The 10,631-nt window shown below is 47.1% G+C and carries 15 protein-coding genes; 4 read left to right on the forward strand and 11 right to left on the reverse strand.

What is annotated here, in order from left to right; all coding sequences use genetic code 11:
• Positions 1-84 precede the first annotated feature (84 nt).
• The 11 genes from JD108_RS22515 to JD108_RS22155 form a co-directional block, all read right to left on the reverse strand.
• Entirely contained in the window at positions 85-207 is a 123-nt protein-coding gene (locus JD108_RS22515; RefSeq protein ID WP_228728455.1) for a putative holin-like toxin, read from the reverse strand.
• Positions 208-736: 529 nt separating this feature from the next.
• Positions 737-1,387, reverse strand: coding sequence for a helix-turn-helix domain-containing protein (locus tag JD108_RS22110; protein ID WP_198830251.1), 651 nt, complete (start codon positions 1,385-1,387; stop codon positions 737-739).
• 136 nt (positions 1,388-1,523) lie between these two features.
• Positions 1,524-2,477 (reverse strand): hypothetical protein, encoded by a 954-nt coding sequence (locus JD108_RS22115; protein WP_198830252.1) that lies wholly within the window; start codon positions 2,475-2,477, stop codon positions 1,524-1,526.
• Between the two features lie 419 nt (positions 2,478-2,896).
• Positions 2,897-4,024 carry a hypothetical protein gene (locus JD108_RS22120; RefSeq protein ID WP_198830253.1) on the reverse strand — a complete coding sequence of 376 codons (1,128 nt, stop codon included), beginning with the start codon at positions 4,022-4,024 and terminating at the stop codon, positions 2,897-2,899.
• A gap of 3 nt (positions 4,025-4,027) precedes the next feature.
• Complete coding sequence (locus JD108_RS22125) at positions 4,028-4,813, reverse strand: copper amine oxidase N-terminal domain-containing protein (RefSeq protein WP_198830254.1); 786 nt, start codon at positions 4,811-4,813, stop codon at positions 4,028-4,030.
• Positions 4,810-5,196, reverse strand: a complete 387-nt coding sequence (locus tag JD108_RS22130) for a hypothetical protein (RefSeq protein WP_198830255.1) — start codon at positions 5,194-5,196, stop codon at positions 4,810-4,812. Before JD108_RS22130 ends, JD108_RS22125 begins: the two co-directional genes overlap by 4 nt.
• Positions 5,193-5,528 (reverse strand): hypothetical protein, encoded by a 336-nt coding sequence (locus JD108_RS22135; protein ID WP_198830256.1) that lies wholly within the window; start codon positions 5,526-5,528, stop codon positions 5,193-5,195. The genes JD108_RS22130 and JD108_RS22135 overlap by 4 nt, the downstream gene beginning before the upstream one ends.
• A gap of 56 nt (positions 5,529-5,584) precedes the next feature.
• The gene (locus JD108_RS22910) at positions 5,585-5,752 is read right to left on the reverse strand and encodes a ribbon-helix-helix protein, CopG family (protein WP_198830243.1); all 168 of its coding nucleotides are present in this window, start codon (positions 5,750-5,752) and stop codon (positions 5,585-5,587) included.
• A 297-nt stretch (positions 5,753-6,049) separates the two neighbouring features.
• Positions 6,050-6,562, reverse strand: a complete 513-nt coding sequence (locus JD108_RS22145; protein ID WP_198830244.1) for a hypothetical protein — start codon at positions 6,560-6,562, stop codon at positions 6,050-6,052.
• Positions 6,563-6,881: 319 nt separating this feature from the next.
• Positions 6,882-8,417: a MobQ family relaxase gene (gene mobQ, locus JD108_RS22150; protein WP_198830245.1), complete on the reverse strand. Its 1,536-nt coding sequence runs from the start codon at positions 8,415-8,417 to the stop codon at positions 6,882-6,884.
• A gap of 19 nt (positions 8,418-8,436) precedes the next feature.
• Positions 8,437-8,616, reverse strand: a complete 180-nt coding sequence (locus tag JD108_RS22155) for an antitoxin VbhA family protein (protein ID WP_198830246.1) — start codon at positions 8,614-8,616, stop codon at positions 8,437-8,439.
• A 228-nt stretch (positions 8,617-8,844) separates the two neighbouring features.
• On the opposite strand from JD108_RS22155, the gene JD108_RS22160 reads away from it, so the two are divergent.
• The 4 genes from JD108_RS22160 (at position 8,845) to JD108_RS22175 (ending at position 10,470) form a co-directional block, all read left to right on the forward strand.
• A complete protein-coding gene (locus tag JD108_RS22160; protein ID WP_198830247.1) occupies positions 8,845-9,111 on the forward strand; it encodes a hypothetical protein in 267 nt (88 codons plus the stop codon).
• Positions 9,112-9,202: 91 nt separating this feature from the next.
• On the forward strand, positions 9,203-9,388 hold the full coding sequence (locus tag JD108_RS22165; protein WP_198830248.1) for a hypothetical protein: 186 nt from the start codon (positions 9,203-9,205) through the stop codon (positions 9,386-9,388).
• A 225-nt stretch (positions 9,389-9,613) separates the two neighbouring features.
• Complete coding sequence (locus JD108_RS22170; RefSeq protein ID WP_198830249.1) at positions 9,614-9,850, forward strand: hypothetical protein; 237 nt, start codon at positions 9,614-9,616, stop codon at positions 9,848-9,850.
• A gap of 74 nt (positions 9,851-9,924) precedes the next feature.
• The gene (locus tag JD108_RS22175) at positions 9,925-10,470 is read left to right on the forward strand and encodes a MerR family transcriptional regulator (protein ID WP_198830250.1); all 546 of its coding nucleotides are present in this window, start codon (positions 9,925-9,927) and stop codon (positions 10,468-10,470) included.
• Positions 10,471-10,631: the final 161 nt, after the last annotated feature.

Here is a 10,631-nt window from a genome sequence, read left to right on the forward strand (position 1 = left end):
GTGAGTACAAATGACGCTCCCCCAAGGGGATCGGCTCAGCAAAACATCAGATTGTCAAAGTATGACCGCCTGGCTCGCCAAAGCTCAAGGGCGGTCGTTCTTTTTTTGGGTCAGGGCAATAATAATTGTCACAATAAGCCCCAGCATAGCAACGATGAAGCTGCCAAACTGGAACAAGAGAGATAACATCTCATGTGTAATTGCCATATCTCTCACCTCCCCCCGTTTCCGACATGGGAGATGAGCCGACCACCCTTGAGAGCCGTGTCTTATGTACTTGTCCCAATTTTACTATGATTCGGTAATTGATGCCACCATAATTGGTTTGCGTGTAGCTAACTCTAGTGGGTCCCGATAATGGTCCTTATGTAAACAGACGTCCAAATCTTCAAATTTGGGCGTTTTTCGCTGTTTTCGTCGATTATTCTCTTTTAGGCTTCCCCGAAATGTCCTCCCCTTATGGACAAACCAGCGTTGCTGCCCAAAAATCACGATCTTGCTCTTGCTTCGTTTTTCTCGTTTTTTCTTTTCGTTCGGATTCCGAGCAGAAAAGATGAGCTGCAGCTCGTTGGCCAACCAGGAAAGTGTCGATGAAATCCGAATGATTTTTTGCCCTGGATCTTGGCCAACTTCTCAAAATCCGAACACTCCCCACCCGATCGTCACGGCTGCTCCGTACCTACCGGCGGAGGTGGACACAGGTCATCAGACTGCCTAGAAGGGAGTATTTTGCGCTTTATGAAAGAATCGTATTGTCCCCATAGATTCGGTTGTAAAATACCTTGTCTGAGCGTTTCTCTGCTTCTTCCGACATGCGCTCCAGGACTTGTGTTATCTCCTCCTGTGATAAATCCGCAGCCATAAACACCGAAACAAGCTGGTTCTTTACCTTCTGGAACGTTGCGTTTACATGTTCACCGGTGAGCAAATAGTCGAATGACACGCCAAATAGCTCCGTCATTCGCTCAAATGTGTCCCCGGCCGGAACCATCGCGCCAGCTTCGATCTGGTCGTATGCGTCCTCCGGCAGAGCAAGTTTCAGCGCCAATTCTGCCGGTGTCATGTTATGACGGAGTCGTAACTCACACAGGATGTGGTGAAACTCCTGTTTCGTTCCATCTTGTTGTCTTGGAAGCCGCCAAGACTGGAACCTCTCTCTCTTAATGCCCAGCTCAGCACATTCCTCAGAGCAAAACCTTTTTTCGTACATACGACCATCAACCTGATTTTCCGATCTCCAATAGCCGACATAATAATTTTCCTGTATATCCCTGCTTACCTTTGCATGGCATTGGCCGCAATAAAAAACCCAAACATTTTTCTTGGGATTGAATTTTTTCTCCAGAATAACCTGACCCTGCTGTAGCACGAGATCATAAATTTTCACGCCTAATCCCCCTTACTCATGTAAGCGACACGTTACCAGACGGCCGTAATTGCCTCTATTTGCCGTTTTTCTTGATCGACCCATAACGAAATACACCTGGCATCTTAAAATGCAAATACACCCCGTTAGAATCGGTTTACGCGCGTTTCGCTTCTCTCCGTAGACTTGCTATGTAATCCATGGCTTGTTGCTTTACTGGAACTAAGGCTGCTTTTGCGTTTGGTAGTCGTTTCACAATAATACCGGTTAGATCGTCACGAATTCGAGCCGTTTGCTGGGTAGCTCTCATCACGGCGTACAGATGAGTGAGATCGTACTGGGGAAAACGATTATGCCAGTGGTTCCAGATACTCTCTATATCGACTTGTTCAGCACGAGGCATTCCAAAGATTCGGCAAGCAATCTCTTTCAGCAGTTCATATTCTTCTTCTAACTGTTTATCAGATTGGGCAGGGGGGAACGCAGCGTCAGTGCGTTCCTCTCTCTCTCTCTCAATCTTTGAGTCTATGTATATATTCTCTGTTAATGGAATTAACGGATTTGTAATCTCGATTTCACGGATTTGTGATTCCGTTTTTACAGATTCGTGAAAACCAGTATTTTCAAGGGTTTGTGCCTGTAAATCCGTTTTAACGGATTTGTAAAAACCAGCAAAATCAAGGGTTTCGTGGTTCGCCTCTTCCTCGACGGAAACGGTTGCGGCCACTTCAAGCTGATAAAGTAATTCTTGAAGCCTAGGCAGAAACTTGTCCCAGAGGATGCGGATATGGATGGTCGGATCTCCGTTAAATTTGAAAGTTTTTTTCTCTACCAATCCCTGTTCTTCCAGCTTCTTAAAGGCAGTATCGAACTGACGCGGCTTGATCCGGCACTCGTCCCACCAGTCCTCACGTCCCTTGGCCAGCCACAAATAGCCATCCTTCTCCACGCGCAGCTTCGTTTTTCCTTGTTTGCTTGGAAGGTTCCAGTAAACGATCTGGCTGAGCAGGATACCGGCCACCAGGTCGTCGGCCATGTCAACGTAAATCTTTTTTACATCGATGCAGTCGCGTGTCGCTTGTTCCCAAAGCAAAAATTCCCTTAAATCCATTGAATTGTCTCTCCCTTTCTCTTGCAGGAGAGCCTACCCCATGCTACGATAAGCGTAACAATTTAAAAGAAAAGGGCGTACTACTCCCTTGGGGGTAGGCTGCTGCCTAGTGTTGAGAGCCACCCAGACCGGCCAAAGTCATCGGGTGGTTTTTCTCATTTCTTCAAGTCTAGCAAATGTTTCCTGGCTTGTCTTGCGTTAGTTTTGCGTACTGTAGTGATGAAAAAAGGATGTTTTCTAGTAACCAAGTAAATCGTAGAAATATTGATCTTATAAGGCTTTGAGGTTTATTAGTGACAGTCAATTTTACAAATGATTTTACTGGCTATTTTACAGGTGAAACACCATAAGGGTTTAACAAAGTCAAATAATGTTAAACACTATGGACCGTAAGTAAAAAGGAGCCGTGCGGCTCCTTTTTACTGCAGCTCAATGCTTAGTTCCGCACCTTCCAACTCCGGAAAATTATAAAGGTGAAAGAAAACACGGTTCCCTTCTATTCGTATTATCTTCCCGATCTGACCGCCTACGGTTATGGTTACCTTCTCCTTCTCTAACTTTTTTACTTCGTAGATCTCTTCTCCCGTTTTACTAAAGACCATCGGGTATCGTTTATCTTCCAGACCATCAAACTTTCCGAAAACGAGGAGCAGATCCTCCATATCCGCGAAGTGTTTTCCTGATTCGTCAACATATCTTGGTTTTAAACCTGACGGAATCCCATCGGAAGAAGCTGCAGATAATGATCGAGATGCCGTATTAGGGGTAGCTGCTAACGTTGATGCCATAGGTGCTGCCGCAAGTGATTGCACTGCTGGTCCGACAGATATACCACCTACTGGCCGTGGTGTCGCTTTGAAGCCGTCCCGTTTGAGATACAGGTCATCATTTATTTTCGTTAAACCATCCCCAGGCGGTGGATCTCCAGCTCCTCCGCTTGCAATGGCCAGGTCAGCAAGACTGTAGGCTACGTAGTCAGTCATGGTTTTTTGATCTGTGATTTTATAGCTGTAAATATTACTCCTATTAGGGTCAAAGACATAGTTAGGGTTACCATTCAATACTTTAACCCATTGTGGGGCTTGTTCTTGGCTGACCATAACATAACCGGCATTTACTGTATCTCTTAACGAAGCAAAGACCAAAGCTTTCCCTGTCAGGGTTTGTACTACTTGTCCGTTATACCCCAAGCGTTTCACTGTTACATTTGTCTCAATTAATCCGAAAGTATCTCCACCAAGACGAGGAATCAAAACTTGTGATGAACCTGCTATTTGCTTGTACTTTCCGGTGTACCCTACAACCAAACCATTCCAAGCTATTCCCCCGTAAGTAACCCCATTTTGTGTAGTTCCACCTACTTGGACTGACTGAATAGGTTGAACGTTTTCGAGGCCTTTGTAACCCTCCAAGGGATCGCTTGCTGTTGTAGCTATAGGTTCTTCTTTTGATTCCGGCAATTGAGGTTTTCCTATCTGACTATAAACAAGGGAGCCAGTTAGGACAGCAAATGAAAGTGTAACGGCGATAAGCAATCCTTTTTTCATCGTTTATTGCCCTCCTGCTGGCTTATCCTCATCTGCGTTTAGAGCAGGCAAATCACGATAAGTGTAAGAAGCCAGAACTTTCTTGTTAGCCTGGTCAATGATAGTAATCCCGAGTACGTTTATCTCCTCTACCTTGTATGAAAAACTTTCTCCCGGTTGAACTACAACAGCGATTGGGTTATGCCCCGGTTTAAAGTAAATTTGACAACCAACATACAAGCCGGGCCCATTCTGAGGAACTGTTCCTGTCAGCACTCCATTCTTAATCTGTAGCCCCTGATGGAATGCTTGGAAGCGCTTGTCTTTGTTATCGACCGGAAAATTTCGGCCGGACGCGTCCTTTATGACTGGTGTCCTTGTCTGGATGGAAATCAGACGTTCGGCTGCCTTCCAGTCCACCTGGGCATCATAAGCCTCACTAATGAACCGTAAAGGCACAAAGGTACGGTTTTGTTTTAAGATGGCAGACGCATCAAAAGTGATCTGTTTTCCAGAAACGGTTGCCTTCTTCTCCCCGATCCTAAGTGTTATCTGCTTGCCGTTCCGGTCAATCTTCACTGTTTGAATCGCTTCATTCCACTCCACTTTGGCTCCGAGTTTTTCGCTGATAAAACGGATCGGCACCATTGTTCTGTTAGTGGCCGGGTCAATGAATGGTTTAGCGTCTGGAAGATTAACGACTACACCGTCCACTTTAATGCTAATTGGTTTTGATTCATTTGCTAGCGTCTGTCCAGTGATACCAAACGCTAAAAACACTGCAAATGCAATTTTGAAGAACGTTTTCATAGGCTCCTTCTCTCCTCTAGTTCCCTGTCGGGTTGGATCTTTGCTTTTATTTCAGCCTGATACTTTTGAAGTTCTGAGAGGAAAAGGCTGCTTTGCCCTTCGGTTAAGTGGCCTAACTGGATGTGTGCCAGCTCCCGTTTTGCAACATGAATCTGGATTTCGGGAGACAGTTTTTTGTTTATAACTACATAGGGGATTTGATCGTGGATGATTGCGAAGCCCTCCAGAAGAGGACTACCAAAAAAGAAGCGCGGGGTAACAGCATGCTGCCGTAGAAACGCCTCAATCTGTCTTTGTGCAAAGAGGCTTCCCGTGATTTCTCGCATGTTTGCCTCTTGTCTGATCAGATCCCCCCAACGTTCTTCCGGAGAGTGTTTTTTCATAGGTTAGCAGCTCCTACATTCACCGACTTGCTCACTGAACTGGTAGCTGCGGTGATTGAAGCACGAAGCTGCTCAATTACCTTATTTCGCTCCCTACTGTTTACATCGGGATTTTCTAATAATTTTAAAGCCATCTCGCACGATAGAAGCAGATCCGGAGCAGCAATAATCAAACGAGTATTTTTGGGAGCATGTTTAGGATCAAACTGACCGCGAAATTGTAGAACATCGTAACCGTCTGCAGAAACGATCCTCCAGGGAGTCATTGAATGTTTCTGTCTCCCTTTGTTGGCTTTTTTGACTCTGCTCGATACAATAGAACTAGGTTTCATACAAGAGACCTCCTATGGACGTTCCTGTTGCTTGCGAGGCTTGGGGGAACGTCCTGTTATTTTTGCTGTTTCAAGTACAAATCCAAAGCAATTCTTATGTGTTCGGCAATACTTTGTTTGGTTTCGTAAGCCAACTTTCGTAGGGCTTCGTGCTGCTCATCTGTGATATAGGTTTTTATCGGTTTGTACGCCTTTTCTTCCTCGATTTTCGGTCCTCCTTCCACGTTTCATAGAACCATGGTACCATGGTTCTATGACAGAGTCAAGGAATTTTTCCCAATTCCTTCTTGATTAGAATCGTCGCTCGTCCTTGTAATTTTTTTAGGCCAGGGATAGACTAATATTGATTGGGTAGGGAAGTGGACAACCCCACCTACCCTTTCATCTAGCGGTTAGAAGAATCCGATTTGTGGTCGGGTTCTTCTTTTTTTATTGCACTTCTAGGTTCAGCTCTCCACCACTCCCGGATCTCCCCTAGAAACAAAAAACCCTGGCAAAGCAAAGGGACTCCAGCATCTAATTTAGTTTTTGTTATCTTTTATAACACCATTTCGTTTAACTGTTATCCACTCATCAAGTCGTTTTTCTTCATCACGTAGCCGATCTACTTTTGTTTCGCGTTCGGCAACTTCGTTTTGCATGAAAACCAGCTTTGCACGTTGTTGTTCTACTTGGCGCTCGAGGGCCTTAGAAGCATCGTCCAAATCTTGATGGTTCTTCTGCTTTTTCTCGATTTCATCCTGTAGGCTTCGCAAGTGATTTCGCATGCTGTTAATCTCTGCTTGTAACACCTCTTTAGTATCCGGTGTGCTTTGGACAACAGACTTGTGGATCTCTCGCAGGGCTTCTTGGTTGACTTCCCATCCACGCTCTGCTGCTGTAAACAGGATGTCCTCAAGATTCCATAGCCTGCCACAAGACAGGACTTGTACTGGGTTGGGCAGGATGTTTCTACCGGCATAAACTCCTGCCTTGCCTTTTTTCCACCCAAACAGTTTTTCGATTTCAGCGTTACTCACCATGATCATGATCATCACGACCCCCTTGTTATCTTTGATAACATTATATTAAATTGAGTTATCAAATGCAACAAGATGGTGTGATCACTTTTTACATACTGGATCGTAAGTAAAAAGGAGCCGTGCGGCTCCTTTTTATTGCAGCTCAATGCTTAGTTCCGCACCTTCCAACTCCGGAAAATTATAAAGGTGAAAGAAAACACGATTCCCTTCTATTCGTACTATCTACCCTTTTTTTAGTGATGATTTCCCTGCCAAAAACGATACGCAGCCGTATACGATATTAATTTCTCCTTGATTTGACGCTATTTTTCCAGGCTAAAGAGAGGGAGATTTACCTTTCCATCCCTCTTCGTTTTTTCTTCATCTGTCGCTGACGATCTGCCTCGTCACGCTGCTGGGCGCGCTCTACTCCTTTGATCGCTGCACCGATCATGTCGAAAATACTATCACGCTGCTGGCTCGTCATGTGCAGGTTCTGGAAGAGCACGTTGCGCTCGGTGCCATCCTGCAGCCGGTAGTGAAGCTGCTCTACACCGCCACGATTGGTAAACCGCGCTTTCTCCACTTGCTTATCCAGATCGTCCTCTACATAACGGACAGGAACGCCAGTCGCTTTGTCTTTCAGATGCAAAATCACCTGACGTAGCGTTGCGGTAACGGTCTTGGTTTCTATTTTTTCCTGTCCCGCCTTCAACTGCTCCACTTTATTGCGGACGGCAAAGAATTGACCAGACAGTTCTCTTTTCGTCTGCTCAAGCTGTTTTTGTTGGGCTTGCAGCTCCACGGCTTCCTGATCGGAAGGCGCAAAGCGGCCATGCTCCTGGATACGTTCGCCCAGGCGTTCTATTTTCCGTGTCAGCTCCGCAATGTCTTTGCTGTTCTTGTTATACAGCCCGAAGAAACTGCGCCCCTGCTGCTGCATATCACTGAGCTGCTTCTCCAATCGAACGCGATCACTGATACGCTGCTGCTGTTCGTTGTAGTACCGCAAGCGCTCCTCGATCCGGTTGAGATCCGCATCGATGCGACCAATTTGCTCCTTGATTTCTTTCCCTTTCGCAATCAGAACCGCAACCTGTTTCTGGCTGCTCTCCACAGGCGCTACATTGGCCCTAGGAGCCGTTTCTTTTACCAGGGCGTCCTTCTCCCTGCGGTACGCTGCAAGTGACACGACAAGCCCATTGTATTCGGCTACAGCACGATTGAGGTCGCCTCGATCCGTCCGGATGCCGCGGCTTTCCATCTGACGTACATGCGGTCCCTCATGAACAGTCGGCAGCCGGTCGCTGCCCTGGGCTTCCAGGCTGCGGTGATCGATGCGTTCCTGGGAACCGGCTCGTTCCAGGGCGCGATTGGCGTAATTGGCCCACTCCGCACGCCATGCCTCGAGGAGCCCCTTGTCGTTCCACTCACGTACCTTTTGGCCAAAGCCGGCCGGCGTAATTTCCCGCATCGTCAGCATGATATGGGCGTGCGGGTTTTCCGGATTATCTCGGTGGATGGCCACGTCCGCAATCATGCCACGCTTTACAAATTGTTCGGTTACAAACGTCGAAACAAGTTCTCTCTGCTGCAGAGCCGTCAGCTCGCGCGGGAGCGCGATATTGATCTCTCGGCAGAGCTGCGCGTCCTTGCGCTTCTCTGCAGCTTCCACGGCATTCCACAGTTGTTCGCGGTCTTTTACCCAGGCAGGGGCATTTTCCGGCGCAGCGATTGCACGTTCCGCCACATTCTTTTTCGTGTAGTCATAGGTATGGCCGTACCGTTCATCCTGCAGTCGTTCACCGGCCCGGTACGCCGCTGCTGCGACAGCAGAGCGTCCCTGAGAGCGAGAAATAACTTGTACCGAAAAATGATAGATCGCCACGCCTTTGCCCCTCCTTTCATCACTTTGCTTTCGATGCTCGTTCCATCGCGATTCGTAAAAATTCTTCGTGCGTAATCTCGGCTTTTAGTGCTGCTCGAATCAGCTTTTCATCTTCGTCAGTAACGATCATTCCTTCTACTGCCAGGGAAGCCTTCGCGTTCCGCAACGAATTCTCTAATTGCTCATCTGAATAGGCCATGCTCTTATCCCTCCAAATCGCTCATAGCGATTTCACGCCAACGGCGTGACGGGGTTGCAAGGGGCGAAAGCCCCTGCCGCACACATCGCGCAGCGATGTATAAGTGCGCCCTTCGCATTACGCTCGGGATAATTTTACCACAAGCTGCTCGGCAAGAATAGGCGTTATTGCTCGTTCGATGTAAAAAGTGGTAGCATGTGGGAAAGGCATGGATGAGGGGGAGAGAAGATGGCTCGAAAAAGCGAAACAGAACGCTTGCAGGAGATTGAACAAAAGATTGTTCAGCTCCGCGCACAAAAGCAACAAATTGAAACGCGGGTGAAACAAAAGGAGCGAAAGGAACGCACTCGGAAGCTCATCCAGATCGGGGCTATTTTCGAGAAGTGGTGTGACATTCAGAGTGTAGAAGAAGCAGAGCTGGTCGCTAAGTCTATAAGTGAGAAGGTAAAGGAACAAATGCCAAAATTGAGGCTGCAAATACAGAGCAAAAACTGAATCACTAGAGAAAGAGCAGCTATAATCAACAAAGGAGCATTACCTCAAATTCGCAAGCGCTTGGGAATTTGTTTCTGAGGGAGCTGGTTGTTTGAACAAGGTAATTCCGTTTCCCACCCATCGGAAAGATAGACAGACACTTGAACATGTTCTCCAGCAGATGTACGAAGAAACCGGCCTCGATTTTTTCAAGTTGTGCACTGGCGATCCGGAAGAGAATCGCCGGTTGCGAAAACAATTCGAACGGGAACACGGGACAGGAGAAGAAGGAGAATGAACCCAGAGCAGCTCGTCAAGGGCGGCGAGCATTAGCGGACTGAGCGCAGCGAGGGAGCATAAGGCGCAGACGGCGTAGCGCAACCCTTGACGAGCGCGATGAACACCAAGCTGGAAAGTCCCCAGCCAACCTCGTTGGCTGGCCTGGCCAGCGCCGAGCGAATTGCAGTCCAGGGCGCTGCCCTGGTCGCCCGCCCCTTGGGGCGTGGCGAAAGGAGGGATATGTATGGCTTTAATACTGCATTGGATGATTTTATCTGTCCTGACACTAGCCCTATTCATCACCTACTATTTCACTTTCAACTCCGTCCAGATCACTGTGAAAAAGAAGGGGAAAAGAGAACGAGTTATTGAATGGGACGCTTTCCAACCCAAAATGCTTGTGATCTCTATCCTGCTAACGGTCTTTTATGGCATGTACTTCACTCAGTTGATCTCCATGACAAAAGGAGCTGCTTATTAAGCAACTCCTTTTGGAGGAATGTCTAAGCCAGCGTCAAATAACAACAACCATGACTCCCTTTTGAAGGTGAAAATATGGACGGCAAATTATTAACTATCGCAGAGATCGCAAAGCAACTAGGGATTCCTGAATCTACGGTTCGTTTCTACCGTGATCGCTTTGAACCATTCATTCCCTTCGTAGGCGAAGGCCGAAAAAAGCGATACCTCCCCGAGGCTGCGGAAGTGCTGCGGTTTATTGCGGAAGCATTCAAGCGCAACGAAACCGCAACGGATATTGAAGAGGCTCTAAGCCGCGTGTTTTCTAGAACGGTAGAGTTTCATGACGAAACCGCAATGACCACAGCAGCAGCGCAGCAGCAACAACTTTTCGTTCCTTCTGAGCAGCTCCACATGCTTTTTACTCAATTCAGCGCTGCCATGCAGACAATGGCCGACCAGAAGCAAGAGATTGGGGAGCTGCGAAAACAAATTGCAGATCTCCGGAACGAGCAAGCGCACCAACTAGAGCGAAGCAAAAGACTGGATGAAGCGATGAGCAGCATTTTAGAGGTTCGGAAGGAAATCGCGGCGATCCGTGAGCAAGAGAACCGTCCCTGGTGGAAAAAGATATTTAAGTGAAGTACGTTGAAGTACATTGAAAGGCTTCAAAAGACGTTTTGAATTTGGTACGCCGACATGATATGATGGACTCAAATCTGGTTAAATATTTGATATTCAATGTGAAATGTTTAGCCAAAAGCGGGAAAAATAAAACCGACAGAGTGCGGGAACACTCTGCC

This window comes from Brevibacillus composti, assembly GCF_016406105.1.
Taxonomy (GTDB): Bacteria; Bacillota; Bacilli; order Brevibacillales; family Brevibacillaceae; genus Brevibacillus; species Brevibacillus composti.

Excerpts from the sequence above, each read along its gene's own strand:
- JD108_RS22135 (WP_198830256.1), bottom strand. The coding sequence starts at position 5,528 with ATGAAACCTAGTTCTATTGTATCGAGCAGAGTCAAAAAAGCCAACAAA.
- JD108_RS22130 (WP_198830255.1), bottom strand. The coding sequence starts at position 5,196 with ATGAAAAAACACTCTCCGGAAGAACGTTGGGGGGATCTGATCAGACAA.
- JD108_RS22125 (WP_198830254.1), bottom strand. The coding sequence starts at position 4,813 with ATGAAAACGTTCTTCAAAATTGCATTTGCAGTGTTTTTAGCGTTTGGT.
- JD108_RS22120 (WP_198830253.1), bottom strand. The coding sequence starts at position 4,024 with ATGAAAAAAGGATTGCTTATCGCCGTTACACTTTCATTTGCTGTCCTA.
- JD108_RS22155 (WP_198830246.1), bottom strand. The coding sequence starts at position 8,616 with ATGGCCTATTCAGATGAGCAATTAGAGAATTCGTTGCGGAACGCGAAG.
- JD108_RS22160 (WP_198830247.1), top strand. The coding sequence starts at position 8,845 with ATGGCTCGAAAAAGCGAAACAGAACGCTTGCAGGAGATTGAACAAAAG.
- JD108_RS22170 (WP_198830249.1), top strand. The coding sequence starts at position 9,614 with ATGGCTTTAATACTGCATTGGATGATTTTATCTGTCCTGACACTAGCC.
- JD108_RS22115 (WP_198830252.1), bottom strand. The coding sequence starts at position 2,477 with ATGGATTTAAGGGAATTTTTGCTTTGGGAACAAGCGACACGCGACTGC.
- JD108_RS22145 (WP_198830244.1), bottom strand. The coding sequence starts at position 6,562 with ATGATCATGATCATGGTGAGTAACGCTGAAATCGAAAAACTGTTTGGG.
- JD108_RS22175 (WP_198830250.1), top strand. The coding sequence starts at position 9,925 with ATGGACGGCAAATTATTAACTATCGCAGAGATCGCAAAGCAACTAGGG.
- JD108_RS22515 (WP_228728455.1), bottom strand. The coding sequence starts at position 207 with ATGGCAATTACACATGAGATGTTATCTCTCTTGTTCCAGTTTGGCAGC.